This window comes from Aerococcus kribbianus (assembly GCF_026805545.1).
Lineage (GTDB): Bacteria > Bacillota > Bacilli > Lactobacillales > Aerococcaceae > Aerococcus > Aerococcus kribbianus.
Window position 1 is genome coordinate 521,570 of the sequence record NZ_JAPRFR010000001.1, and the last position, 26,627, is coordinate 548,196.

Genomic DNA, 26,627 nt, shown 5'->3' on the forward strand with positions numbered 1-26,627 from the left:
CTAGCGACTTTTTGTTATTAAAAATTATTTTTTACCCATTTTCTTCTTCAATTTTTTCATCCGGCGAGCCATTTTTTGGGCTTCAATTTGGTCACGTTTATTGACCTTGTTACCGCCTCCCATATTAGGCATGCCAGGCATAGAACCGCCACCGCCAAACATATTTTGCAAGTTCCCAAAGTTCCCATTAGACATGCTAGACATCATATCTCGGGTTTGTTTGAACTGTTTAATCAAGCGGTTAACAGTCGCCACATCATTAGCAGATCCTTTAGCAATCCGACGCCGACGTGACTGGGAAATATCATCAGGATTCTCCCGTTCATAAGGAGTCATGGATTGGATAATCGCCTTAGTACGGGCCATTTCCTTGGGATCAATATTAAGTTGGTCTAAACCAGGCATTTTATTGAGACCAGGAATCATTTTCATAATATCTTCCAGCGGGCCTAATTTGTTCATTTGGTCCATTTGTTTCAAGAAGTCATTAAAATCAAAGGTGTTAGCCTTCATCTTCTCAGCCATACGTTCAGCTTCTTGTTCATCGAATTCGGCTTGAGCCTTTTCAATCAGGGTCAACATGTCTCCCATACCCAAAATCCGATTCGCCATCCGGTCAGGATAGAATTTTTCAATTTCGCTTAATTTTTCCCCAGTACCGGTAAACTTAATAGGTTGGCCAGTCACAGACACAATAGACAAGGCAGCACCACCACGGCTATCCCCATCAATCTTGGTTAAAACCACCCCTGTGATATCTAAATCTTCATTAAAGGTCTTAGCCACATTGGCCGCTTCTTGACCGGACATGGCATCAACAGTTAAGAGAATTTCTTGAGGGTGCACCGCTGCTTTGATATTTTTCAACTCTGTCATCAAGGCTTGGTCAATTTGCAAACGACCTGCCGTGTCAATAAAGATGGTATCATAGCCTTCAGCTTCCGCCTTAGCTACTGCTTGTTGAGCAATATCAACTGGATTGGCCTCCGTTCCTAATGAGAAAACCGGCAAGTCCAATTGTTGACCAATTGTTTGTAACTGGTTGATAGCTGCCGGACGGTAAACGTCAGCTGCTACCAACAAAGGTTTCCGCTTATCTTGCTCACGAATCAAGTTAGCAATTTTACCAACAGTAGTCGTTTTACCAGCCCCTTGCAGACCAGCCATCATTATAATGGTAGGACCTTGATCTGCATAGGCTAAACCAACTTGCTCCCCACCCATGAGTTCAGTTAATTCATCATTAACAATCTTAACCACTTGTTGAGCAGGCGATAGCGACTGTAAAACTTCACTATTTAAGGCCCGTTCATTGACCCGTTTAACGAAATCTTTTACTACCTTGAAGTTAACATCCGCTTCTAATAAAGCCAGACGTACTTCACGCATCATTTCCTTTAAATCTGCTTCTTGAATTTTACCTTTTTTTCCCATTTTTTCGACGGCGCCTTGGAGACGGTCGGATAAACTTTCAAAAGCCATGTTTACACCTCTTTGTTTTCATTTTCTATTTCATCGTCAATGGCGATGAAATCAGCCAAGGACGTCATTAAGTGATGATCGCTAGGATAATTTGTTTTGACATAGGCAAGAATGTGGTCCCCCAAATCACGACGTTGATCGTATTGGTGAATCAAATGCAAGAGGTCTTCATACGACTGCAAAATCTTCTCCGTGCGGCGGATATTATCATAAACCGCTTGTCGGCTAACCTGATAATTCTCAGCAATCTCACCCAGAGAATAATCTTCACCATAATACAAATCCACATAAGTGCGTTGCTTATTAGTCAATAAATCGCCATAGAAATCTAATAACCGATTCATCGCAGTTGTTTTCTTAATCTCCATTGCTTCTCACCTTTTGTCAAGCACTTTCCCTTTACATCATATAAGCATAACGAAATCCCCCCCCAAAGTCAATCAAGGATGTGACTCAATCGTGATTAGGGACGGACCATATCGGAAGGAGGCAAGAAATGGTGAAAGCCATTTTGATGGCTTATTCAGAAATGGACGCCGGCCCTGCGATTGCGAACTCGACTAAAAGGGTGTGACAAAAGTCGCTAAGAACAGAAGCCTTGGACCAAAACACGAAAGATGGCAAACAGTCATCTGAGGGCTTTTGGGAAAGGCAGTCTGTTCTGACTTTGGGAACCCGACTGTGAGGATGAGATGAAAAACGGTTAGCCCCAAAGGATTTGTCTGAAAATGGGAAGTATTCGCAGAATACTGACTCATTTGCAGAAAATACTGATGGAGCTGTTTTTCAGAACTCGACTAAAGGGTGTGACAAAAGTCGTTAAGAACAGAAGCCTTGGACCAAAACACGAAAGATGGCAAACAGCCATCAGAGAGCTTTAGGAAAGGCAGTCTGTTCTGACTTTTGGAGTCCGACTGCAAGGGTGTGATGAAAAGTGGTAGGACGGAATCGTTGGACCAAAAGGCTGTAGATAGCGACTAGCTATCAAAGACTTTTGGGAAACGCATGTCAGTCCTGCTTTTCAGAACCCGACTGCAAGGATGTGATGAAAAGCGCTAGAACTGAAAGAGAGATTGTTCGTCTAAAGAATAGAGGCTGGGACTTTTATCCCAGCCTCATACTAATACTGACTTCTAGCAACTTTACTCTTTTGTCGTGAAAGTCACACTATCCATCATTTGAGTAATTTCTTGATCATAGTCCATACCACCACCGTCAGCAGCAATCACCATAAAGGCCATCATTAAATCATCCTTTTCAGTAATAACAATCGCCCCTTTTCCAGGTACGCCTTGCGCGTTGAAGCTTGCATCATAGCGGTAAGCTTTTTGCCCGTCGATTTCGGTTTGACTAGTTTCGTCAACACTCATTTCGCCGAAATTTCCTCCAATAGAGGCAATTAAGTCGTCACGAGCCTCTTCATCGTCAAGGCTAAAGTTACTTGGCCACATATCAATAGTGGCTAGTGACCCATCCTTACTGTAAAGATAGTTTATAATTCCTTCGTCATTATGATTTACTTCTTGCCAACCTGCTGGCATAGTGAAATCCGCCTGTGTCTTTACTCCTAGCATAGGATTTTTAAAGACTTCAATGCTATCCTTATCTTCTTGACTTAACTCACCAATTTTAGCAGAATCAATAAATTGATTCATAATGTCATCGGTTAGTTCTTCCTCACCAGCTTGCAAGGTGGTGACGTAAGCAATATAAGAATCTTGGTTAGGAATAATTAAGCCATCGACAGCATATTCTTCACCTTCAGAAGCGAGCTGCCCTTTTATATGGTAAGCATCTCGACCAGCAACTTGGATTTTCTCTTCAGAATTTTGTCCATAAAGGCCGTCACCGCTAGCTAACAAGCCTTGCATAATGTCTTGACGATTCTGCTCATCCAAGACATTAATGTCCTGAATCCCATAAACAGTCATCACTGAGCCTTCATCGCCACGCAAAATCTTAGTCGCTGTACCATCCCGGGAATAATCAGTGAAAAAACTTGGCGCTAGGTAGCTAAGATTGAGAAAATCCACGTTTTCGTAAGAGTCTTGGTTGGTTTGCATCTCTTCCATAACATTAACCGTAGCTTCTTGACCACTGTCTTGTGGCTCCTTGGCTAAGGCATCACAGCCCGCCAGTAAAATCAGACTCGTTAACAATACAAGCGTTTTTTTCATAACGACCTCCACGTTTTTTAGGTGACTTATTCAACATCTAGATTCTATCATAGGAAAGCAAGGCAACCAAGTCCCTTAAAGCTTTCCAAGAGAAGCAGTAAAAACGAAAAAAGCGAAAATAACGAATCGAAAATGCAAAGAGACTGGGAAACTATTCCCAGCCTCTTATAAATTAGGGCTTTCTTACACTTAATGTTGGCTAGCGCCAGAATCAGCATCAGTGTTGGACTCTTCGGTTTGGTTGCTAGCACTAGCGCCGGTGTCAGCGTCAGTTGCATTTGGTGCAGCCAAGGTGGTTGCTGTTTGATCAGATTGAGCCGCTGAAGCGCCTGACGCGCCATCAACATTACCACCAACCAATTCTTGGCCAGTTTTTTCCAGATACCAATCAATCATTGGTTGGATGTCTTGGACATACTCATTGACCCCACGGTAGTTGCCATCTTCATCAACAATCCGTTGGTAAGAGTGAACGACAAACTTATCTGGGCCATGGGTCGGCACGTGGAGACGGAAGCATTCTGTTTGCCCGCTACGCAAGAGGTGGATAACCTTCTTAACATTATCATGAGCCCGTTCTGGATGGCATGCTCCTAGAGGATTTCCTACTTGACTAGGTTTCCGCTTGGCCAGCATATTATCAGTTGGCGTGTTGTAATTATAATACAGGAACTGATTATTTTCATCAGCAAAGGTCAATTCCTGAGGCATAGATTTCAAAAACTCAGAAATTTGGTTGACTGTCATTACCCCATGGTCTAGGCGGACATAGTCATCACCACTAGCAGCATTAACTTTGGTGGCAGCTTCTTCCACCCAATTATCGGAAGATTTTTCTACATCAATAGTGGTTTCAATAGTCCCACTTGCCCAGAGATCTTCATCACGAGGGTCACCAGATTCAACTTGGTTGAAGATTTGTACAAATTTAGTGAATTTATTTAAGTAATCACCTAAGACTTTGATAGTGCCTTCATCTTTCAATTGCCCATCTTGATCAAAGGCGGTTTGTGCTTCCCCTAATAAGAATTCATTACCTGGAAAAGTATACGCCCCCACGCCTGGTGCTTCTAAAACTTGGCGCAAATGCAATTGTGAGCTAGACGTTCCTTGATCCAAATAAGATGCTCCCATGACCATAACTGGTTTATTAGCAAACGGATGGGCCTGGTAAGACATCCATTCTAGGTAAGACTTCAATACTGGCGGAATGGTACGTGAATGTTCCCCAGTCGAGATAATCACACCATCAGCCCCATTCAACTTACGAAGATGGGTTTTCATTAAATCTGATTCAGTAAAATCAACATGCGGATCAAAGAGTGGGAAATCCGCAATAGATAAGACTTCTAAATTAAATTGTGATGCAAAATGGTCCTTAATAAAGTAAAGTAATTTTTCATTGTAAGAGGTCACTTCATCTAGTGACCCAACAATTCCGATAAGTTTCATTATTAGCCTCCTTATTTACGTGTAAAGCGTTGGTCATAAGCAGCCGCATGTGCCTTGCCTTGGTCAACTTGGTCTTGGTCATGAGGATGACGGGCAATCAAGTCCAAGAAACGCGTCATATAGCTTTCTAAATCGGCCAAATCTGTTTCATCTTTGAGTCGCCCTTGATCATCAAAAGCTTGCAAGGCATAAGATACCAAGTAAGAATCACCTGACAAAACATCAGCAGCTAATTGAGGGGCATTTAGCATTTGGCGTAAATGGAATTGTGCCCGGGAAGATCCCAAACGACCATAAGATGTTCCCATTAACAGAGTTGGCTTTTCCACAAAAGGATACACGCCATAAGACAACCAAGCCAAGGCATTAGATAAGATAGCTGGCACAGAATGGTCGTATTCAGCCACAGAAATAATCACACCATCCGCTTGGTCAATTTTGTCTGCTAGGTCTGCCACTTCTTCTGGTAGTTGGAAATCAGCTGGCTTATTGAATAGTGGCCATTCCCGTACTGAGACAATCTCCACATCAATATCATTTTGGAAATGGTCTTCGACAAATTCTAATAATTTCTTATTAGTTGAATCGATACTAGGCGAACCCAGTATAGCAATAATATTTTTCATTACACTCTTCCTTTCACTAACCTATACTCTTAAATCAACCATGTTCAAAACCTGGCGACTAGCAAAACGTTGGCCTGACTTATCAATGGCAATGGCTTCGATACCTGTTTCTTGGTCAACCTTCTCCATTATTTCAGGAATACTTAATCCAAATAATCGCGTTGTCCATATCTCTCCTTCTAGGGACGTCGGAGACACAATAGTCAGGGAAGCTAAATCGCTAGCCACCGGGTAACCCGTGTTCGGATCAAAGATATGGTGGTAGCTTTTTCCATCAAGTTGCAGATAGCGTTCATAAATCCCTGACGTCACCACTGATCCTTGGTCAATCTTAATGACCATATCATTAATGCCACGTTTTTGTTTAGGATTTTGAATACCAATTCGCCACTGACCACCAGGACGATTAGGTGGGTCTCCCATCACCATCAGATTCCCCCCTAGATTAATCAGCGCCGATGCCACTTGCATATCAGCCAAATAATCCATAATTTTATCCGCAAAATATCCCTTAGCCAAGGCTCCTAGGTCGATACTCATACCTGTTTTTTCCAAGAATACACAATGATTTTCAAAATCCAAGGCAATGGCATGGGGATCAGTCAAAGCTAACTTATTTTGAATCATTTGATCACTAGGTCGTTGAGCATCTGTGAAACCAATCCGCCAGGCTGAAGCCAAGGGCCCAATGGCAATATTTAAAAATGATGGTTGGGCTAGGGAATGTTCCTTACCAATAGCAACCAAGTCAAAAACATCCTCAGATACCTGAACCCACTCCTTGCCAGCTGCTGCTCGCAAACGTCCTAGTTGCGACTGATCATCATGAGCTGAAAAGCGGGCATTGAAATCCACCAGCATGGCTTCTACATGGTCCAAAAATGTTTGGGGCTGGTCAGCCGTAACCTGAATATCGATCACAGTGCCCATCATTCGCACCTGTCTACTTTGCGTTTCGATACCACCATCTCCTAAAGAAAGCTTAAGTGAACGGTTTCACTTAAGCTTATTGTAACCACTTTCCCAGGGTCTTGACAAGGAAAAATTGAAAATTTTTCAAAATTTCCATTGACAATCCTCCCCTCACTCTGTAAAATATCTCTCAGTGCAAAAATAGAATGGAGCTGAAGGAAATGCAAACACGTCATTTAATTAACATTAGTGATTTTACCCGTCGAGATCTCGACTCCCTTTTATCATTAGCTCAACAAATTATTAAGAGTCCCAAAGACTTTTCCCATTTGTGTGATGGAAAAATTCTTGGGACTCTTTTTTTTGAGCCTTCAACCCGAACTCGCCTTTCATTTGAGTCCGCTATGAACCGTTTAGGTGGGTCAGTGATTGGTATTGCGGAAGCCGCTTCTTCCTCAACCACCAAGGGAGAAAGTTTGGCCGATACCATTCGCACCGTATCAGCTTATACAGACATTATGGCCATGCGCCATCCCTTAGAAGGAGCAGCCACTCTAGCCAGTCAAACCACTCAAGTTCCCTTGATCAATGCGGGGGATGGCGGACACCAACATCCTACCCAAACCTTGTCTGACCTCTTGACGATTTTAGAAACACGAGGCCAACTGAATGGACAAACCATTGCCCTATGCGGAGACTTGAAGTTTGGTCGGACAGTACATTCCCTCATCTCTGCCCTATCGCTTTATCCAGACAATCGTTTTATCCTAGTGTCACCTGAAGAACTGCAGCTGCCAACTTATATCAAACAAAATCTTAGTCAGGCTGGGATCCCTTTCCAAGAAGAAGAGCGATTAGAAAACGTACTCGACCAAGTCGATGTGCTCTACATGACCCGGGTGCAGAAGGAACGTTTCTTCAATGAAGCGGATTATGTGCGTTTGAAAGATTCCTATATCTTAGACAATGACAAACTGAAAGACGCCAAGGAAGACTTGGCCATTCTCCATCCCCTACCTCGGGTCAATGAAATTCAGCCGGAAGTGGACTCTGATCCACGAGCCAAGTATTTCGACCAAGTGGGATATGGCGTTATTGTCCGGATGGCGTTAATTATTACTTTACTAGGATTGGAGGACTAAAAATGTTAGAAATTACAGCAATTGGTTCAGGAATCGTTATTGATCATATCAAGGCTGGCCAAGGAATTAAGATTTTCCGTACTTTGAAATTAGACCAAGCCGACTTTGCGGTGGCTTTAATTACTAATGCCTCTAGTGAAAAGATGGGACGCAAAGATATTATCAAAATTGAAAAAACTATTGATCTCGACCTCGATTTACTGGGACTCTTTGGCCAAGAGATAACAGCTAATATCATCCAAAATGAAGAAATTATTGATAAAAAGACGATTCAACTACCACAAACCATCACTAGTGTATTAACTTGCAAGAATCCGCGTTGTATCTCCAACCACGAACGCCAAGTGACGTCGCGTTTTGATCGGGTAGAAGAAGCTAGCAACCAGTATATTTGCCATTACTGTGATCAGCCCTATGAATGGGAGGATGCCTAAATGTTAGTGATTAAAAACGCGCGCCTAGTCGATAGTCAAGTCGATTGCCAGGTAGACCTCTTAATTGACCAAGGCAAGATTGTGGCAATTGGTCAAGATTTACAGGCTGACCAAGTCATTGATGGCCAAGGCCAGGTGCTGATGCCAGCCTTTGTTGATACTCACGTGCATTTTCGTGACCCCGGCTTTACAGCCAAAGAAGATTTGCAGACCGGCATGCAATCCGCACTCCGGGGCGGATATGGAGCCGTTAATCTTATGGCCAACACCAAACCGGTCGTTGATCATCCTGAAGTTTACCAAGACATCATGGACCGGGCTCAGGCTCTGGACTTGATTGCTATCTGTCAATCATACGCCGTATCCAAGAACTTGGCCGGAATCGAGTGGGTGGATTTTGACCAAATTCCCGACACTGTTAAATTCTTATCCGATGATGGCCATGGTCTCCACCAGTCCAAACAAACCTATGACCTATTCAAGGAATTAGCCAAACGTGATTTAGCAGTCATGATTCATGAGGAGGATGATGAGATTTCCCCAATTGATTACCGAATTGCTGAGGACATTGATACGATTCGTGACGTCTACTTATCTGGTAAAACAGGGGCACGCGTGCACTTCTGTCATGTATCTACTATTGATGCCATGGAAGCCATCATTGCTGGTAAGAAAAAAGGCTATCCAATCACTGCCGAAGTAACGCCCCACCATCTCTACCTAGCGGATTTTGACTATCAGGTTAATCCACCTATCCGTAGTCAGGCGGATGTAGATTTTCTGATTTCAGCGGCTTTGAGAGGAGAAGTAGACTGCATTGCCACTGACCACGCTCCCCATACGGAAACCGATAAATTCCAAGGGTCACCTGGTTTAGTTGGCTTAGAAACTGCCTTCTACATCATTTACAAGGTTTTAGTGGAAAATCACGGTGCTAGCTTGTCGCTACTCTCCCGATTAATGAGTCAGCGCCCCGCGGAAATTCTTGCCTATGACCATAAAGGGCGTTTGAAAATTGGCTACGATGCCGACTTAGTGATGATTAACCTTAATGAACAGACCCAGATTCAGGCCGAAGATATGGCATCCAAGTCCCATAATAGTCCCTTTATTGGGGAAAGTTTCACCGGTAAAATCACTCATACAATTATTGGAGGACAAGTCAAATATCAAGTTGAGCAAAGCAAGGCTTAAAAGAAGGAGGATAAAATGGCACTTAAAACCCAAATTGCTAACTTTCATTTCGACAACTGCTTGATGAATGGGTCGGGAATCTATTGTTCGGAACGAGAGTCTTTGGCCAAAATCGACCAATCGGCGGCTGGAACCTTTATCACCAAAACTGCCACCTTAGAGAAACGCTTAGGAAATCCCAAGCCACGTTATTTTAAGTTTCAAATTGGCTCTATTAATTCATTTGGTTTACCCAACTTAGGTATCGACTATTACTTAGACGCATTGGCAGATTTCCAAGCCAAAAATCCCGAAAAAACTTATTTTCTATCGGTAGCTGAAATGTCAGCGGAAAAGATTTACCAAGTATTAAAAATCGTTCAAGCGTCGGATTTCCCAGGATTGATAGAGCTAAATCTTTCTTGTCCCAACATAGCTGGCAAAGGACAACTCGCCTATGACTTCGATAGTACTGATCGCTTGTTGGGCGAAATTTTTACCTGGTTCAACAAACCTCTAGGCATTAAGTTACCCCCTTATTTCGATCCTTCCCACTTTGACCAGATGGCAGAAATCATTAACAAATATCCACTAGTTTTCGTCAATGCCATCAATTCCATTGGCAACGGCCTAGTCATCCAAGGACAAAAGACCGCCATCAAGCCCCAACACGGGCTAGGTGGCCTCGGCGGTTCCATCGCCAAACCTACTGCCCTAGCCAACGTTCATGCCTGGTTCACCCGTCTCCGTCCTGATATTGCCATCATCGGAACTGGCGGTGTCTCTAGCGGGCAGGATGCTTTCGAACATATTCTCTGTGGTGCTAGCATGGTCCAAGTCGCCACCGCCCTAGGACACCAAGGTCCTGACATCTTCGCCCGCATCAGCCAAAAACTGGAGAGCATTATGGCCGACTACGGCTACCACGACATCTCTGACTTCCGGGGCAAGTTACAATACCGCTAAAGTTATGAATAAAAAATTGCACTATACAAACAAGCTAAGTAGTGACCACAAAAAAAGAAGCTGGCCAAAGCCAGCTTCTTTTACTTGTCATTGTTTATTTTGCCCGTGATTTATAGCTACCACCGTCAGTGGTGTTGATTACTAGGACTTCGCCGTTTTCGATAAAGTCAGGCACGTTAACCACTAAGCCAGTTTCCATCGTAGCAGGTTTTCCTGAACCAGTCACAGTTGCCCCTTTAATTGAAGGTTGTGTTTCTTGAACTGCCAATTCAACAGTGTTTGGCACTTCCACACCAATTACTTCATCCCCGAAGAATTGAATTTTGGCATTCATATTTTCCTTTAAGAATAACATTTCATCTTCAACAGAGTCGTGAGGTAATTCATATTGTTCAAAAGTTTCCAAATCCATGAAAACTTCAGATTCACCATTGTTATATAGATATTGAACATCTTTTGACTCTAGGAAAGCACGTTCAAATTTTTCGTCAGGGCGGAAAGTGGTGTCATAAGTGGCCCCAGAACGGATGTCACGTAATTTCATACGCATAACAGTGTTCCCTTTACCAGGTTTGTGGTGGCTAGCTTCCAATACTTTGATTAATTTACCATCTTGTACAAAAGCCATTCCAGCTCTCAAATCAACTGCAGGTATCATAATTCACAGAACTCCTTTATCATCTTGATTTCATACCATATCATTATAGCACATTGGCCAAGCCGGTACAAAAAAATCTAAGAGACAAACAAGAAAGACAAAATCCCATCACACTATTTAACAGTTAGACCACTTTTCCCATACCCTTGTTTCAAACCAAAACATAAGGACCATCTAGTCAAACATCTTGCCCGGATTCAAGATTCCCTTTGGATCCAAGGCCTTCTTAATACCACGCAAAACACTGATATAAGTCTCATCTTTGAAATAGGACAAATAATCTTTCTTTTCTAATCCGATGCCATGTTCTGCGGTCAATAAACCTCCGTGATTGGCCACGTAAGTGAACAAATCATGTTCGTAGGCTTTTTTAGTGGCCTCCCATTCTTGGTCGCTTTGTGTGTCGCGCATAACACAAATATGAATATTCCCATCTCCCGCATGGCCAAAGAAGCCAGTTTTCACTTGATGTTTCTCTCCCAAGCGTTTGCCTTCAATCACTAGATTAGTAAAGTAATGATTAGGTACCACGGGGTCATACATTTTCCAATCCCCTTGGGCTACGATACCATTCAAGATATTATCGCGAATTTGCCACATTTCGCTGGCTTCATTTTCAGATAATTCTCGTGCTTCAATAGCACCAGCCTTATTCCCTAATTCTTGGATGGTCTCCAATTGGTAGTCCAAACCAGCATGGCCATTGTCAGCCACAGTAGCCAAAAGAAAGGCTTGGCCAGGTACCGCTGGCATTTCTTTGTCAATAAATTGTTCAGAGTAATGAATTCCGGATTCTTCTAATAATTCCAAAGCTATTGGCTGAACAGGCGACTTCACCACTTCGAAGATTGTATTGGCAACCCCATCCAAAGAGGCAAATCCTAAAATCAATGACTTCTCATAGAGGGGGCGAGGTGTGAGTTTCAATTGCATTTCAGTGATTACTCCTAACGTCCCCTCTGCCCCTATGAAGAGATCTTTCAAGTCATAGGCAGTAGCGTCTTTTTTATTAAGAGACCCTACATGCATGATTTCTCCATTGGCAAGGACCACATCATAGCCACGAATATTATCACGGGTCACCCCATATTTAATGGCCCGCATACCTCCCGCATTGGTAGAAGCAGTCCCACCGACACTAGCATTTTTATTCCCAGGGTCAGGGGCGTAAAAATAAGGTGTCCCTTTTAAATAGTCGCGAATATCCGCTAGCGTCACACCCGCTTGAACATTAAGGGTTAAGGTTTGCTCGTCCAAGGAAATGATTTGGTTCATCTTCTCAATACTCAACAACCAAGCATGGTTAGTGGGATAAGTCGCACTGGTTAAGCCGGTTTGACTCCCCACAGTCACCACATGCTGATTTTGGCTGTTAGCTTTTTGCATAAATTCCGCCACTTCTTCAGTTGACCTGGGAAAGGCAATTAAGTCAGCCGACCCCGCCTGGTCTTCTGCCATATAGGTTTTTAAATACTTGTCACTAATCGATTTTTCAATCTGCATAAGTAAGCCTCCAATAATTGTAAGTGTTTCCACTCCTAATTGTCATACAATTCCAACAAAAAAGCAACCAAGCTGGCTGCTTTAGAAATGATTTATTTGATTTGAAGAAGAAGTTGGTCCACTGTAAAGCTTAGTCTAGCTCGTTAACTTTTATAAACTTAACTCTATCCCTTATCTATTGAACAGCTGGAGTAGTGGAAGGGTCTTGATCGTTGGCATTGCTGCCTTGATTACCCTCTGATGTGCCACTAGCAGCCGGTTGATTTTCACTACTGGCTTCTTCTCCATCCACTGCGGCCTCTTCAGCAGTAGCACCATTCACTACAATATCATCAATTTCTGATACTAAAACTTCAATTTCAGCATCTGACCAATAGTCGGTCAATATAGTGAGTAGATAAGGCTTTTCCCCAATCACAAAGCCAGTTGTGTGATTATAGTACGGCCAGTAAGCCCCAATTTTTTGGAAAACATTTCCTTGAGCTACATCAAGTTTCGTGCCATCATAGTCTGTTTGATCCATGGCTAGCATGCCTTGACGCTCTTCTTGACCATAGAGGTAAAGCGTGGCTTGGGCTAATTCTCTAGCCGTGATATAAACATTGTATTCTGATACCCCGTAAACATTTTGCACAAATTGATCGAAATCATCCTTATTAGGATAAGCCACGTAATGCAAGAGCATATCGGCACCGATATTATCAGAATTTTCCATGGTTCTTTGCGTGATATCCAATAAGGTAAAACTGCCATTAGTCAAGTCTTCGTTTTGCAAAGTTCCAGACCCAATCGACCCAAAAGACTGTGGGTAGTCATGAACTTCAGGCGTATAAGTAAAAGTATCATCCCAAGACAAGTCTCCGCGCGCCACTAGTTCCTGAGTATAGGCCACTAAGATTACCTTAGGTGCGGATGCACCGTAAACCATATCGTCAGCATTCAATTCAGCATAAGACCCATCTTCAAGACTTTGATAATAGACGCGAACAGGTTGACCTTGGTACTGGTTCAGCAAAGCTTGGACTTCTTGAGCTACTTCTCCTTGCTCAGCAACAGCTGTATCTGCCATCTCTAGAGAACGCACTTCAATCGTTTCATCCCCTAAGCCACTACTATCTTGTTCATCATTAGCGAAGAGTTTGCTGATACCAAAAATAATCCCGGCTAAAATTAATAAGGCAGACACCGCCATGCCTGTCTTAATGATTCGTTTTTTTCTCCTGGACATTGTCATCCAACCGCTCCTAAAATAAATTTTCTCTATTTAGTTTACCATAGTAAGGCATTTGTCTTTTATCCTTACTATAAAAGACAAACAATTGTAATATTCTATTAACTATAATAGGTAGAAACGCAGAAAAATTTACATAAATAATACAAAACTCAGCTAGTATGTCATACTATTTATTCATCATTAGCAAAAACAAAAAGATGAGGGTTAAGATTCCAGAATAAAATCTTTATATCGTTGATATCGTGGTAAAACCGTCACAAATTGGCTCGGTCTGGAGGAGAATGGGCATCTGTTAGCCATGTAAGGGACGCCAAAGAATTACAAGCAGGGCAACTTGTTTGCCTACAGCTTGTTTGAGGCTGGCGAGGTGAGAGACCTTGGCTCGATCCGGTGCCATGGCTTTTAAACAGATGACCAATTCTCTGGAAGACCTAGCCAATGGCTAGAAAATAGGTTTTGAAACAAAACGCTTAGATTTTTGATTTTATCAATAGTATTTAAAAAGTAAAAAGACCATGTACATTGATACATACATGGTCTCAGAATGTATTTGTTTTCTTGTCTATTTGACAGGGGGTAGTTCAATTTTTGTCCCAGTCTCAATCATTTCTTCTTATTCGTCTTTGGTCATTGATTTTTCCTGGCTCAACCATTTGGTCAAACTTGGCACATCGTGAACGACTAAGAAATCCTCTTGGCCAGTGGCTTGGCCTTTTAAATCTAACCAAGCGGCCTGCCAGCCGGCACCAAGCGCCCCGTGAATATCAGTATTCAAGGCGTCACCAAAATAGAGAATGTCTTGACCAGGAATACCTAAGCTTTCACTAACATGAGCGAAAATTTCAAAACTAGGCTTGGCATAAGGCAAATCTCCTGAAACAAAGAGACGACTCTTATCAAAGTATTGGTCTAAGTCTAAGTGATGGATTTTAGTCCACTGCCCTTCTGAGGAGCCATTGGTTAAAACAAAGGTTTGAATCCCCATACTATGGGCTTGGCGTAGGCAGTCAGTAATGCCCTCGCGCAAGCTAAGATTTTGTTGTTCGGCATGGTAAACAGCGTTGAAATACAGCCCCTGATTATAGTCAATACTATAACCAAAATGAGCATAAGTCCGAATGACTCGATCAACTGAATAAGCTTCACGAGATTTCTCTCTCGCATTGAAAGCCACAAATTCTTCTTGAGAATAGTGCTCAAAGACGGGCTCAAATTGCGCGAAAGTGACATCCATTTCCAAAACCTGCATTTGCATGACCTCATAGGTACGCCGGTAAAGCTCAGCACGACTATATAAGGTATCATCTAAATCAAAACCTATTGCACGAATCATTGTTTACTCCTTGCCTCTTTAATTTTGTACCTCAACAACATCTTTAATTAATTGGTAAATGAACTTCTCAGCTTCAAAGACTTGCAAGTCATCCAAACCTTCACCCAAACCGATCAGTTTGACAGGAAGGTCAAGTTCATAACGAATAGCGAAGATAACGCCACCCTTGGCTGTCCCATCGAGTTTTGTTAAAACTAAACCAGAGATATCCACTGTTTTGTCGAATTCCTTAGCCTGAATCAAAGCATTTTGCCCAGTGGTAGCATCTAATACCAGCAAGGTCTCATGCGGCGCTTGCGGAATTTCTCTTTGGATAATCCGTTTCATCTTTTCTAGTTCATTCATCAAGTTAACCTTGTTTTGCAAACGACCGGCAGTATCAATTAAGAGGTAGTCGTAATCACCGTTAGTGGCTTCCTTGACGGCATCGAAGGCCACAGAAGCTGGGTCACCATGGGCTTTACCAGAAATGACTGGCACGTCCACACGCTTGCCCCATTCTTCTAATTGTTCAATGGCACCGGCCCTAAAGGTATCTCCAGCTGCCAGTAAAACTTTATGACCCGCTTGTTTTAATTGATAGGCATATTTTCCGATAGTGGTAGTTTTACCCACACCATTAACCCCCACAAAGAGGACCACAGTTGGACCATCTGGATTTTTGGCGATGCTAACATCAGGCTCGCCTCCTTGGTCATAGATATCAATCATCTTTTCCACAATGAGGTTTTTCACTTCTTCCCCATTACGAGCGCCTTTGAGCTGGATTTCTTCACGTAGGGCATCTGACAGGGCAATCGTCATATCGAAACCGACATCTGAAGTAATCAATGTTTCTTCTAAATCGTCAAAGAATTCTTCATCCACTTCCCGGAAGCCGGCAAACAATTCATTGATACGGTCAGAAAATGACTTCCGAGTTTTTTCTACCCCTTTGTCATATTTTTCTAATATATTCTTCTCTTCTTGAGCGTCTTCCTTATTCTGCTGTTCAACAATTGGATCTTCGCCGGTAAAGGCTTTTTTAATACGGTCAAATAATCCCATGTTTTCCCTACTCTCTCCTACTTATTAATGTGGTAATTCCGCTAAAAAGTGACGGATGGCCTGGGCCACCCCACTATCCTGGTTGTTGGCGGTAACGTAATCAGCTATGGCCTTGACATCAGAACGAGCATTGCCCATAGCCACAGCTATCCCTGCCCATTGTAACATAGCTAAGTCATTTTCTTCATCCCCAATTGCCATAACCTGCGCCTGAGGAATCCCTAGCAGCTTGGCAAGTTGGCTGAGGCCTTGTCCCTTGTCTACTCCCTTAGGCATAATTTCTAATTGGTGGGGATGGGACTGCATGACAGAATAGTCATTTCGCAAGCTTTCAGGTATTTCTTCTAAACGAGAAGCCAAGTGGTCTGCTTCGGTCGCCACCACTAATTTAAAAATCGCGGATTGAGCGTCAGAATCCATATTTTCTACCCCAGTAAAGGGCAAGAAAGGCATAGTCTTATGGTAGTTACTAGGGTGGCCATCCGGATATGGGTATTCATACACTTGGTCAAGCCCCACTGCCACCACTGGTAGATCCAAACTAAGTAAAGACTGGGCGATGGGCGTCACTTGGTCACTAGGTAAGGTTCTTTTTGACATAGCCTCACCTAGGTAATTTTGAATCACTAGCCCGCCATTATAAGTCAATGAATAATGATCAGCAGTATTCAGACCAAGCTGGTCCAATAAGTGTTGGATGGCTTCTAGGGGACGGCCAGTGGCAATTGCCACTTCTACCCCTTGAGCCAAGGCTGCTTGCACGGCCTCTTTGTTGGCTTGAGAAATTTCCTTGTGGTCATCGAGTAAGGTACCATCTAAATCGATGGCGATGAGTTTTACCATAATGGTCCTCCTTGTATTTCATGATTGCAGTATCCGACTAGTCAATAACCTTGCTTTACCATTGTCATTTTTGTCATTACCTTTTCAGTATAGCATTTTAAGCTAATTCTTCCTCCGAAAAATCTTCCAAACGCACAGAAGCGAGTTTAGAGACACCAGATTCTTGCATGGTGACGCCATATAAAATATTGGCTGCTTCCATCGTTCCCTTACGGTGAGTAATGACAATAAATTGAGTGGATTGGGCGAATTCACGCAGGTAGCGACCGTAACGAGCAACATTGGCTTCGTCCAGGGCAGCTTCCACCTCATCCAAAATTGAGAATGGCACGTCTTTTTTAACAGCCAAAATAGCAAACAGCAGAGCAATAGCCGTTAAAGCTTTTTCTCCACCAGATAAGAGACTTAAATGTTGGAGTCGTTTGCCAGGGGGTTGCGCCACAATTTCTACACCAGAATGGAGAAGGTCGCTAGGATCAGTCAAGGATAGACTGGCCTTCCCTCCACCAAACAATTTTGGGAAAATATCTTCAAAAGCGGTCCTTACCGCTTCAAAAGTCGTTTTGAACCGTTCACTGACTTCATCATCCATAGCGGCCATGGTGGTCAAGAGATTTTCCTTGGCTGCTAAGACATCGTCTCTTTGCTTGCTCATAAATTGGTAGCGGTCATTAACAGCAGCAAACTCTTCAATGGCAGCTAAATTAACGGGGCCTAATTGGTCAATAGCCTTTTTCAATTCTCTTACTTTTTGGGAAGCTTCATCAATAGACATGCTGAGCTCGCTCTGAGCCCGAGCCCGCTCATAGGTAAGACCATAATCTTCACTTAAATGTTTGAGGTGACTATCAATGCTTTCTTCATAGCGGTTTACCGCCGCCTCCAATTTGGCCTGTTTATAGTAAAGGCTCTCTAAATCTTGAGTAAGCTGGTTATTAGCTTGGTCAATAGCTTGGGCCTGGTCCTGAGCCTGACTACGCTGAGCTTGGGCCACTTTCAGGTCTTTTTGGCGGCTAGTCTGTTGGTTAAGTAAATCATCATAAGCCTTTTGTTTTTCCTGACGATTGCTGGAATGGGCCTGGCTTTGACCAGCTATTGCGGCAATCCGGTCCTCTAAAGCCTGCAAATCTTCTCGAGCAGTATCCAAATCAGTGGCTGTTTGTTTTTCTCTAGCTTGTAGGTGATTAAATTGTTCCATAAAAACTGCATAGTCGGTTTCTTTTTTCTGTAATTCCGCTTGAACTTTTTGTAATTTTTCTTGTTTTTCACTGGCTGACAAGTTGAGATCTTGGATAGCTTGGTTCAAGTCGGCTAAGCTTCGGCTTTGGTTTTCCAGTTGCTCCTTGGCTTGGGCTAAATCGTCTTGGGCTTGGGCTAAATCTGCCTGGTTATTAACTTCATCATAGTCTTGGGCAGCCAAATCTTTTTCACTTTGGCTAAGACGAGTTTTAATTTGCTCTAATTCTTGTTGGAGACTACGTTCTTGGAAGCGGAAGTCGTCACCTTGGCTCTTAATTGCATCGAGGGCTTGACTCAACTGATTAATGGTTTGTTCGAGAGCTTGGACTTGCTTGGCCAAGTTTTGCCGCTGATCTTGAAAATGGTCCAATTGTTGGCTAAGGTCAGTCAATTCTTGTTTCCGTGACAAGAGGCCATTTCCTTGCTTTTTATTGGCCCCTCCAGCCATAGACCCACCAGTATTGATAACATCTCGTTCCAGAGTCACGATCCGTTGACGGTTGTTAAGAGCGGAGGCAATTTTTTGAGCATGGGCTAAATTGTCCACTACCAAGGTCTGCCCCATTAGATTGGTCATAATATTGGCATAAGTGGGGTCATAATCCACCAACTCTGCCATAACACCAATAAAGCCAGGATAACTTTGGGCTGTGGCTAAGACTTTATCAGCCAAAGAACGCCCCTTGATAACATCCAAAGGCAAGAAAGTCGCCCGACCTCCACGTTTATCCTTTAATTCTTGGATCACTTGGCTAGCTACTCGCCGGTCTTCAGTGACGATATTTTGCATGGCCCCACCTAGCGCCGTTTCCACGGCAGCTACATATTGGCTAGGTACGGTCATTAAATCAGCAACAGGACCATGAATACCGGCAATCCGTTTTCTGGCCTTGAGGGCATTTCGAACGCCATAATAAAAACCATCGTGGTCACTCTCCAAGGATTCTAAGCTATTCTTCCGAGCTTGAACTTGGTAGAACTGCCGTTCCAATTGGTCCTTTTGTTGTTTGAGCTTTTCTTGCTCAACTTGCGCTTGTTTAAGCTTTTGGGCCTTACTTTGATAGTTGGCTAATAAGTCCGATACTTCCTGACTTTTGGCTTCCAATGCTTGCGCTTTTTCCTCTTGGTCAGCTCGTAAACGCTCTAGCTTAGTTTGACCAGTTTGCCGGCTTTGTTTAAAACGCTCCTGGCGCTGAGTCAACAGATTAATATCTTTTTCTAATTGGCTAATCTGGTTTTTAATCTGCGACTGGGCTTGGATAGCATCGATATAGTCTTGACGCTTGGCCTCGATACTTTCTTCATCGCTAGCGGTTAGACTCTGCAATTGAGCTTGACTGGCATCACGTTGGGCTTTTTTGTCATCGCCACTGAGCTTGGCATCGTGAACTTGGGCTTTAATCAAGGTCAAGTCGCGATGAAGACGGTCTACCTTAGATTGGGCTTGAGCCAAGGCGTCTTCTTGACTGGCCTTATCCTTAAGATTGAAGGCTTCTTCTTGGTCCATCAAGTCGATTTCCCGTTTCAAACTTTCAGCTTCGCGTAATAGTCTAATATAATCTGTATTCAATTGGTCAGCTTGCGCTTCAGCATCGGCTTCTTCTTGACGGTATTTAGCTAAGTCTTCATTGTATTGACTTTGCTGGCTTTTATGCGACTTGATGTCCTCTTGGTAGGCAGCTAGGTCCTTTTTAGCCACTTCCCATTGTTGGTTGAGGGTTTCTACTTGGACTGCAGTCAAGGCAATTTCGATGTCTGATAGCTTCGCCTTTTTCTCTTGGTAATCCAAGGCCACGTCCTTTTGTTTCTCTAAGGGCTCTAGGCGTCCTTCCACTTCTACCAAGATATCATTAATGCGGTGAAGGTTATCTTGGGTATGGTCGAGTTTCTTTTCTGCTTCTTTTTTACGGTTTTTATATTTCATCACCCCAGCAGCTTCTTCAAAGATGCCGCGCCGGTCTTCCGCCTTTTGGGTGAAAATAGCCTCAACCTGGCCTTGGGAAATAATAGAGAAAGAATCGCGCCCAATCCCGGTATCCATCATCAGTTCGGTCATGTCCTTGAGCCGGCAATTTTTCTGGTTGATCATGTAGGTGGATTCCCCTGACCGAGTATAACGCCGAGTCATGGCTACTTCATCAACATCCATATTGAGTAAGCGGTCAGTGTTGTCAAAAATCAAAGACACTTGGGCATAGTGGGCCTTCTTCCGGTTAGAGGCTCCCGCAAAAATGACATCATCCATCTTACGTCCTCGCAAGGACTTGGCTGACTGCTCGCCTAAAACCCATTTAATGGCTTCGGTGATATTGGATTTTCCGCTGCCATTGGGACCCACAATTGCCGTAAAACCAGCGTCAAAATCGATACTCGTTTTGTCAGCAAAACTCTTGAACCCGACCATTTCAATGCGTTTAAGGTGCACACTTGTCACTACTTTCTTTCATTATTACTTGCCTGGTGATTTTCTAGGGCGCTGAGAGCCGCTGCTTGTTCGGCATGTTTCTTAGATCGACCCTTACCGCGTCCAATTTCCTTGCCATTGAGTTGGACAGCCACTGTAAATTCCTTGGCATGTGCTGGTCCTTCTTCTTTAATCAAGTCATAATGCAACTTAATTTGACCATGCTTTTGCAACTCTTCTTGGAGGGCGGTCTTGGCATCCATTCGTTGGTTGAAATAGCCACTCTTAATCTTAGGATAAATGGTTATTGATAACAGTCTTTCCACAGCATCTATACCAAGATCAAGATAAATAGCCCCTAAAACCGATTCAAACAGATCACACAAGAGAGATTCCCGTTGGCGGCCACCAGAAGATTCTTCTCCATGACCTAAACGAACAAATTGGTCAAAACCACATTCTACACAGCGTTTGGATAGACTCTCTTCACGAACAATTAGGGCCCGTAACCGTGACATGTCTCCTTCTGGCATCTTGGGATAATGCACATAGAGATAGTGAGACACCTGCAAATCTAGCACCGCATCACCTAAAAACTCAATCCGCTCATTATCAGTTAATTTCTTGCGACGATTTTCATTAACATATGATGAATGGGTCAAGGCTTCGATGTAAGGTGCCTTTTTTTGAATATGGAGGTCAAATTTTTCTGCCAATAAATCAGCAAAGGCTTGAATATCCATAGCAATCTCCTTTCCTAAATCCAAATAAAAACTGGCTTACAACCACATGAGCTGGAGTCATAAACCAGTGTCTAAGTATCTTGGGGCTTATTGATGCGCGTCGATGTATTTCACGATGTCATCAATAGTAACAATATTTTCAATATCTTCGTCAGCAATTTGAATACCGAAGTTATCTTCTAATTCCATAACCAATTCCACAACATCTAGGGAATCTGCACCTAGGTCTTCTTGGAAGGTCATTTCAGGAGTGACACGCTCCTCTTCCACACCAAAACGGTCAGTCACTAATTCTTTGATTTTTTCAAATGTATTTTCTTGGCTCATACTTATTCTCCTTTATCTTGTTCAGACTGGGCAGCTTTTTCGCGTTTAAAGTCTTCAGCAAAGCGAGTGGCTAATTCCGGTACAACTTCAACATCCAATACTTGGATGGCCTGTTGAATCGCATAGAAAATATTCTTCGCATTAGCTGTCCCATGGCATTTAATCACTGGTGCTTTGACACCAAATAATAGGGCACCACCTACTTGATTATAATCCATGCTTTTCAGGGTGTCTTTGAGTTGCTTTTTAATCAATAAACCACCTAGCTTTGTAGATAGGTTACCATTTTTCAAGGCATCTGTCACTACCTTCATCACTTGGCTGGCCGTCCCTTCAATGGATTTGAGGACAGCATTACCAGTGAAACCATCTGCCACTACCACATCCGCTTGGCCTGACAAAACATCTCGAGCCTCGATGTTACCAGTGAAATTGATCGCTTGGTTTTGGCTTAGCGCTTGATGCGCTGCTTTTAAAACTTCTGTCCCTTTAGATGCTTCTGCCCCATTATTTAACAGGGCAACCCTAGCAAAGGACTTACCTTGAACTTGCTCAGCATAAGCTTGTCCCATTTGGGCATATTGAAATAGGTGTTTGGCCTTACTCTCAGAATTGGCTCCTGAATCAATCAGCAACCAATTATCTCCTGGTTGGCTTAAATTAGGCAAAGCTGCCATAAATGCAGGACGTTCGATACCCTTCATACGGCCAACGATTAATAAGCCTGATGATAAGAGGGCACCAGAATTACCTGCTGACAACATGGCATCCGCCTGTCCAGACTTGACCGCCCGGGCTGCCATCACCATGGATGACCCCTTCTTCTGACGTATGGCCTTGACCGGCTCGTCTTCAGAAGTGATCTTTTCTGGGGCATGAACGACCGCTAGATTAGTCGGCAAATCAGCCGGCATGTGGTCACGTAGGGCCGACTCGTCCCCATATAATTGTATCTCGACATCAGGGAAGTGATGTGCAGCCTCAACCGCTCCCGCTACAATCTCAGCGGGCGCTTGGTCGCCACCCATCCCATCAACTGCTATCCGCCATTTGCTTGTCTCTGCCATAATGTCGCTCCTTTTTTATGATACCCCTATTGTATCGAATTTCCCCTCACTTGTTAAGTTTTTTGAGCCCACCTTGGCAAAGGAAAGACCGCTTTCAGGCGGTCTTATCCGACGCAAATTCTTAATTAATAAACTTTGCTCTTGCTTCAAATTACCCATCCATGCGCAAAGTGAATTTCCCCTAGTTTTACTTGCCAGTACTGTGTCATAACTGGCTTATCTCTAACTATCCTAGTAAATTCATCGAGATAAGCCCCGTTTTACTAGAAATCACAATCAATTCCGTGTAACAAACACAGCTCTAGCTATTTATTTAAGCTAATAGCGCAAAACATCCCATTCCAAAAGAAAAGAGAGCGCCACGACGCTCTCTTCTTCATCTATATTGTCTTTGTCTAGCTGCCGAATCTAACTAAGCCAGCAAGCGAGCTAGGCTTGGAAGCTGGCATCTTGGTCCCTAAGCCATTGGTAGAGGTCGGGATAACTAGCTGGATCTGCCAACAACTCAGGCAAGAAGACTTTGGCATCCTGGCGGGCTGTTTCTAGAATAAGGCCATCCGTCACAGGGTCAGCTAACTTGAAGTCGGGCATACCTGATTGCTTGGTACCGAAATAGTCACCGGCGCCGCGCAAGACCAAGTCTTGTTGGCTAAGGTAAAAACCGTCCGTCGATTCAGCCATAATCTGCATCCGCTGGCGACCGTTTTCCGTTTTAGGATCAGCAATCAATACACAGTAAGATTGCTGACTACCCCGTCCTACACGGCCACGCAATTGGTGAAGCTGGGCTAGGCCAAAACGGTCCGCATCGAGGATAATCATGAAGCTAGCATTAGGAACGTTAACCCCGACTTCAATCACCGTGGTCGCCACTAAAATTTGCACTTTATTCTCATTAAAGGCTGCCATCACTTGAGCCTTTTCATCGGTGGTCATTTTACCATGGAGGAGTCCCACACCAAAGCGGGCCCCATATCTTTCTTGGTATTCTTGGTAGATGTACTCAGCGTTCTGAACTTCTAGCGCTTCAGATTCTCCAATCAAAGGACAAATCACATAAGCTTGGCGGCCTGCTTGGAGTTCAGTCAGTAAATTAGCTTGCACATTTTCCGCACGTTGAGGTCGAACCCAGGCGGTTTGAATGGGCTGGCGACCTGAAGGAATTTCTTGCAACTTAGACACATCCATATCCCCCATAATAGTAATCTCCAAGGTCCGAGGAATTGGTGTAGCCGTCATATACAAAATATTAGGTGCCGCGGATTTCCCTTTAGCCGCTAAAGCCTGGCGTTGCCGGACTCCAAAACGGTGCTGTTCATCAATCACGGCTAAGCCCAAATCAGCAAAGGCTACATCGTCTTGAATCAAAGCATGGGTCCCAATCACTAATTGGCAAGTGCCATCAGCCAAGTCAGCTAAAATTTGTCGGCGCGCCTTAGCAGTAGTTGACCCTGTTAATAGGGCCACTTGATAAGGACTATCCGCTAAAAAACCTTGCAAGGTCTCATAATGTTGCTCAGCTAAAATTTCTGTAGGTACCATAATAGCTGCCTGGTAGCCTGCTTGCATGGTGGCCACCATGGCTAAGAGGGCCACCACCGTCTTCCCTGATCCAACATCCCCTTGGAGGAGGCGGTTCATCTGATAAGGCTGTCGAAGATCTGCACAGATTTCATTAACCACTTGTTTTTGCCCCTGAGTTAATTCGAAAGGAATTATCTGGATAAAAGCTTTCAACGCTTGGTTGTCATAGAGAACTTCCACCCCATTGGCGGCCTGCTTACGCCGCGACCGCCGTCCCAAGAGACGCAAACCGTAGAGGAAAAGTTCCTGGTATTTAACCTGACGGCGAGCCTGGTCATGGTCTTGTGGACTATTGGGAAAATGCATGGCCTCAATGGCATCATGGTGGCTTAAAAGCCGGTACTTCTCACATAGGGCGTCGGGTAAGAGCTCAGGAATCAAGTCATGGTAATTATCCCAGGCAGTCCGAATGTCCTTAATTATGCTAGCCTGTGATAATCCCTGGGTAACATGATAAATAGCCGAGAAATCACTAGTTTCTTCTGCCTTATTCTTAAATAATTTAAAGCCGGTCACCTGCTGATAACCCGCATCATACTTGCCATAAACAATAATCTCTTGACCCATCTCTACTTGCTTTTTTAAGTAAGCTTGGTTGAAGAAGACCACATTTAAAACCGCCGCTTCTACTTGAACTCGAAAGGAGAGCCGATTGCGTTTACGGCCATAGTATTGGGCCACTGGTTGAGTCACCACCTGACCAGAGATGGTCGCTTTTTGTCCATCAACAAGTTCATCTAAAGACTTAATGGACACATCTTCATAACGAAAAGGGTAATGAGTCAGCAAGTCATAAACAGTCTCAATCCCTAATTTAGCCATTTTTTCGGCCTTTTTAGGTCCCACGCCCTTTAACTGGCTGACTGGATCTGTTAGTGCTCGCATCTCATTACCTCCATGCTTAGTATTCACTTGTCCATTATATTATAAGAGGGAAACATCTCCTAGAATTTTGATTAAATCGCGGCGATTTTGAAAACCTGACAATTGGTTAATAATTAAGAAGTCAGTACACTTCAAATAACGTTGCATCCGGCGCAAGGTCGCTTGTACCTTACGAGGTGTGCCAACGACCTTGTAGTTTTCATAAGGATCTTCCGCATCCTTATCCAGCAACTCGGATTCGTCACGGGCTTGGTCCATCGACATCAACTGTAACATATTACGTTTGTTGTCAGGAAAGACCTTGATCCACTCATTCAATGCCAAGTTTAAAGGTTTGATATCTGCCTTCTGATAAGCAGACACAGCATAAAGGGCCACGGTCGCTTCTGGTTTTTTGCGGTGGCCATTGGCTTGGAAGTTGGCCTTATAGATTCGAATGGCTTCCCGACACTGGTCAATATCCCCAGTGATGAAGAGGCCATAAACCATCCCCCAACCATTTTTCGCAATAAATTTTACATTATTGAGGCCAGTCACCATCACTGATAGGTTGGGTGCAGCTGAGAAGTCTAAGGGCAAGACTTGGAGCTTATGCCGAGGATCGGCTTCATCGAAGGAGCCATTCATAAAACGATAGGTATCTTTCAAGCCTTCACGGTAGTCTTCATCAGTTCCCATGATCACTCCCGCATCAAGTTGGAAATTCACTTCGTCCTCTACGCTATGACCAATACCTGCTTCGATACGGTCAGGATAAAGAGCATGTAAAACCCGAAAGTTTTCAGCAATTTGGAAGGGTGACAGGTTGTTCATCATCACAGCACCTGTTCCTAACTTAATGCGCTTTGTATGGGCAGCCAAATGTGCCACCATGACAAGGGGAGAATTGGAAATAACTGCGGGTGTACTATGGTGTTCAGACACCCAATAACGTTGTAGTCCCACCTCATCCGCGGTTTGAGCAAGCCGCGTACTATTGATAAAACTTTCCTGCACTGAGGTGGAATGGTCTCTCGGTATCATATCTAAAATACCAATTTTTGAACTCATTAGGATTCCCCCATTATTATTTTCGTATGTCATTCAACAAATGTGTTATTGAACAATAAACTCATTCATCATTCGTGGTGATTTTCAGTCATTATTTTGTCTAAGGCCGATTATAAAATTAACCAGCAACGAGTTGGTTTTATCGAACCATAGTAACCAAATATAGTAGACCTAGTTTCTTGAACCACTACCATTAAGTAGCATTATATTACGAAATCATTCGAAATTAAACCCTTTTCCTGCAATTAATTCCCATTCTCATGAAAATTTAATAGCTATTTCACAACATTTTCCTCTTTTTCAGTATAATTATGCGTTTTTGTTATACAGTTAAGTATATCATGGT

Annotated in this window: 22 protein-coding genes; 4 read left to right on the top strand and 18 right to left on the bottom strand. The window is 43.4% G+C overall.

The genetic code is table 11. From position 1 onward, the window contains the following. Positions 1-24 precede the first annotated feature (24 nt). The 6 genes from ffh to OW157_RS02505 all read right to left on the bottom strand — a co-directional run bounded on the left by ffh (position 25) and on the right by OW157_RS02505 (position 6,697). Complete coding sequence (gene ffh, locus OW157_RS02480) at positions 25-1,482, bottom strand: signal recognition particle protein (RefSeq protein ID WP_268751748.1); 1,458 nt, start codon at positions 1,480-1,482, stop codon at positions 25-27. 2 nt (positions 1,483-1,484) lie between these two features. Beyond that, positions 1,485-1,850 (bottom strand): putative DNA-binding protein, encoded by a 366-nt coding sequence (locus tag OW157_RS02485; RefSeq protein WP_268751749.1) that lies wholly within the window; start codon positions 1,848-1,850, stop codon positions 1,485-1,487. Between the two features lie 774 nt (positions 1,851-2,624). Further along, complete coding sequence (locus OW157_RS02490; protein ID WP_268751750.1) at positions 2,625-3,659, bottom strand: hypothetical protein; 1,035 nt, start codon at positions 3,657-3,659, stop codon at positions 2,625-2,627. Positions 3,660-3,848: 189 nt separating this feature from the next. Next, positions 3,849-5,111: an NADPH-dependent oxidoreductase gene (locus tag OW157_RS02495; protein ID WP_268751751.1), complete on the bottom strand. Its 1,263-nt coding sequence runs from the start codon at positions 5,109-5,111 to the stop codon at positions 3,849-3,851. An 11-nt stretch (positions 5,112-5,122) separates the two neighbouring features. After that, the gene (locus OW157_RS02500; protein ID WP_268751752.1) at positions 5,123-5,737 is read right to left on the bottom strand and encodes an NADPH-dependent FMN reductase; all 615 of its coding nucleotides are present in this window, start codon (positions 5,735-5,737) and stop codon (positions 5,123-5,125) included. Between the two features lie 21 nt (positions 5,738-5,758). Beyond that, complete coding sequence (locus OW157_RS02505; RefSeq protein ID WP_268752242.1) at positions 5,759-6,697, bottom strand: FAD:protein FMN transferase; 939 nt, start codon at positions 6,695-6,697, stop codon at positions 5,759-5,761. Positions 6,698-6,870: 173 nt separating this feature from the next. On the opposite strand from OW157_RS02505, the gene pyrB reads away from it, so the two are divergent. From pyrB to OW157_RS02525, 4 genes are read left to right on the top strand one after another with little or no spacing between them, the layout of a single operon-like run. Beyond that, the gene (gene pyrB / locus OW157_RS02510; protein ID WP_268751753.1) at positions 6,871-7,791 is read left to right on the top strand and encodes an aspartate carbamoyltransferase; all 921 of its coding nucleotides are present in this window, start codon (positions 6,871-6,873) and stop codon (positions 7,789-7,791) included. 2 nt (positions 7,792-7,793) lie between these two features. Beyond that, a complete protein-coding gene (locus tag OW157_RS02515; protein WP_268751754.1) occupies positions 7,794-8,225 on the top strand; it encodes an aspartate carbamoyltransferase regulatory subunit in 432 nt (143 codons plus the stop codon). Continuing rightward, on the top strand, positions 8,226-9,419 hold the full coding sequence (locus OW157_RS02520; protein ID WP_268751755.1) for a dihydroorotase: 1,194 nt from the start codon (positions 8,226-8,228) through the stop codon (positions 9,417-9,419). Between the two features lie 15 nt (positions 9,420-9,434). After that, complete coding sequence (locus OW157_RS02525) at positions 9,435-10,364, top strand: dihydroorotate oxidase (RefSeq protein ID WP_268751756.1); 930 nt, start codon at positions 9,435-9,437, stop codon at positions 10,362-10,364. Positions 10,365-10,458: 94 nt separating this feature from the next. Here OW157_RS02525 and efp read toward each other — a convergent pair whose 3' ends face one another. From efp to OW157_RS02585, 12 genes are all read right to left on the bottom strand, one after another. Beyond that, on the bottom strand, positions 10,459-11,022 hold the full coding sequence (gene efp, locus OW157_RS02530; protein ID WP_268751757.1) for an elongation factor P: 564 nt from the start codon (positions 11,020-11,022) through the stop codon (positions 10,459-10,461). Positions 11,023-11,196: 174 nt separating this feature from the next. Then, entirely contained in the window at positions 11,197-12,525 is a 1,329-nt protein-coding gene (locus OW157_RS02535; RefSeq protein WP_268751758.1) for an FAD-binding oxidoreductase, read from the bottom strand. A 175-nt stretch (positions 12,526-12,700) separates the two neighbouring features. Further along, the gene (locus OW157_RS02540; RefSeq protein WP_268751759.1) at positions 12,701-13,759 is read right to left on the bottom strand and encodes a serine hydrolase; all 1,059 of its coding nucleotides are present in this window, start codon (positions 13,757-13,759) and stop codon (positions 12,701-12,703) included. 613 nt (positions 13,760-14,372) lie between these two features. Further along, the gene (locus OW157_RS02545) at positions 14,373-15,092 is read right to left on the bottom strand and encodes an HAD family hydrolase (RefSeq protein WP_268751760.1); all 720 of its coding nucleotides are present in this window, start codon (positions 15,090-15,092) and stop codon (positions 14,373-14,375) included. Positions 15,093-15,110: 18 nt separating this feature from the next. Then, positions 15,111-16,139 (bottom strand): signal recognition particle-docking protein FtsY, encoded by a 1,029-nt coding sequence (ftsY, locus tag OW157_RS02550; protein WP_268751761.1) that lies wholly within the window; start codon positions 16,137-16,139, stop codon positions 15,111-15,113. 24 nt (positions 16,140-16,163) lie between these two features. Continuing rightward, a complete protein-coding gene (locus OW157_RS02555; protein ID WP_268751762.1) occupies positions 16,164-16,982 on the bottom strand; it encodes a Cof-type HAD-IIB family hydrolase in 819 nt (272 codons plus the stop codon). 97 nt (positions 16,983-17,079) lie between these two features. Next, positions 17,080-20,646 carry a chromosome segregation protein SMC gene (gene smc, locus OW157_RS02560; protein WP_268751764.1) on the bottom strand — a complete coding sequence of 1,189 codons (3,567 nt, stop codon included), beginning with the start codon at positions 20,644-20,646 and terminating at the stop codon, positions 17,080-17,082. Positions 20,647-20,654: 8 nt separating this feature from the next. Beyond that, positions 20,655-21,368 carry a ribonuclease III gene (gene rnc / locus OW157_RS02565; RefSeq protein WP_268751765.1) on the bottom strand — a complete coding sequence of 238 codons (714 nt, stop codon included), beginning with the start codon at positions 21,366-21,368 and terminating at the stop codon, positions 20,655-20,657. A gap of 87 nt (positions 21,369-21,455) precedes the next feature. Beyond that, on the bottom strand, positions 21,456-21,695 hold the full coding sequence (gene acpP / locus OW157_RS02570) for an acyl carrier protein (RefSeq protein WP_268751766.1): 240 nt from the start codon (positions 21,693-21,695) through the stop codon (positions 21,456-21,458). 2 nt (positions 21,696-21,697) lie between these two features. Next, positions 21,698-22,762: a phosphate acyltransferase PlsX gene (plsX, locus tag OW157_RS02575; RefSeq protein ID WP_268751767.1), complete on the bottom strand. Its 1,065-nt coding sequence runs from the start codon at positions 22,760-22,762 to the stop codon at positions 21,698-21,700. A 429-nt stretch (positions 22,763-23,191) separates the two neighbouring features. Then, positions 23,192-25,231, bottom strand: coding sequence for an ATP-dependent DNA helicase RecG (gene recG, locus OW157_RS02580; protein ID WP_268751768.1), 2,040 nt, complete (start codon positions 25,229-25,231; stop codon positions 23,192-23,194). 39 nt (positions 25,232-25,270) lie between these two features. Then, complete coding sequence (locus tag OW157_RS02585) at positions 25,271-26,281, bottom strand: MsnO8 family LLM class oxidoreductase (protein WP_268751769.1); 1,011 nt, start codon at positions 26,279-26,281, stop codon at positions 25,271-25,273. Positions 26,282-26,627: the final 346 nt, after the last annotated feature.

Bases quoted from the DNA above. Each gene is read 5' to 3' on its own strand.
- OW157_RS02545 (WP_268751760.1), bottom strand. From the start codon at position 15,092: ATGATTCGTGCAATAGGTTTTGATTTAGATGATACCTTATATAGTCGT.
- OW157_RS02540 (WP_268751759.1), bottom strand. From the start codon at position 13,759: ATGACAATGTCCAGGAGAAAAAAACGAATCATTAAGACAGGCATGGCG.
- OW157_RS02555 (WP_268751762.1), bottom strand. From the start codon at position 16,982: ATGGTAAAACTCATCGCCATCGATTTAGATGGTACCTTACTCGATGAC.
- OW157_RS02490 (WP_268751750.1), bottom strand. From the start codon at position 3,659: ATGAAAAAAACGCTTGTATTGTTAACGAGTCTGATTTTACTGGCGGGC.
- recG (WP_268751768.1), bottom strand. From the start codon at position 25,231: ATGCGAGCACTAACAGATCCAGTCAGCCAGTTAAAGGGCGTGGGACCT.
- ffh (WP_268751748.1), bottom strand. From the start codon at position 1,482: ATGGCTTTTGAAAGTTTATCCGACCGTCTCCAAGGCGCCGTCGAAAAA.
- OW157_RS02525 (WP_268751756.1), top strand. From the start codon at position 9,435: ATGGCACTTAAAACCCAAATTGCTAACTTTCATTTCGACAACTGCTTG.
- ftsY (WP_268751761.1), bottom strand. From the start codon at position 16,139: ATGGGATTATTTGACCGTATTAAAAAAGCCTTTACCGGCGAAGATCCA.
- pyrB (WP_268751753.1), top strand. From the start codon at position 6,871: ATGCAAACACGTCATTTAATTAACATTAGTGATTTTACCCGTCGAGAT.
- acpP (WP_268751766.1), bottom strand. From the start codon at position 21,695: ATGAGCCAAGAAAATACATTTGAAAAAATCAAAGAATTAGTGACTGAC.
- OW157_RS02585 (WP_268751769.1), bottom strand. From the start codon at position 26,281: ATGAGTTCAAAAATTGGTATTTTAGATATGATACCGAGAGACCATTCC.
- rnc (WP_268751765.1), bottom strand. From the start codon at position 21,368: ATGGATATTCAAGCCTTTGCTGATTTATTGGCAGAAAAATTTGACCTC.
- OW157_RS02495 (WP_268751751.1), bottom strand. From the start codon at position 5,111: ATGAAACTTATCGGAATTGTTGGGTCACTAGATGAAGTGACCTCTTAC.
- OW157_RS02515 (WP_268751754.1), top strand. From the start codon at position 7,794: ATGTTAGAAATTACAGCAATTGGTTCAGGAATCGTTATTGATCATATC.
- efp (WP_268751757.1), bottom strand. From the start codon at position 11,022: ATGATACCTGCAGTTGATTTGAGAGCTGGAATGGCTTTTGTACAAGAT.
- plsX (WP_268751767.1), bottom strand. From the start codon at position 22,762: ATGGCAGAGACAAGCAAATGGCGGATAGCAGTTGATGGGATGGGTGGC.
- OW157_RS02520 (WP_268751755.1), top strand. From the start codon at position 8,226: ATGTTAGTGATTAAAAACGCGCGCCTAGTCGATAGTCAAGTCGATTGC.
- OW157_RS02535 (WP_268751758.1), bottom strand. From the start codon at position 12,525: ATGCAGATTGAAAAATCGATTAGTGACAAGTATTTAAAAACCTATATG.
- OW157_RS02500 (WP_268751752.1), bottom strand. From the start codon at position 5,737: ATGAAAAATATTATTGCTATACTGGGTTCGCCTAGTATCGATTCAACT.
- OW157_RS02485 (WP_268751749.1), bottom strand. From the start codon at position 1,850: ATGGAGATTAAGAAAACAACTGCGATGAATCGGTTATTAGATTTCTAT.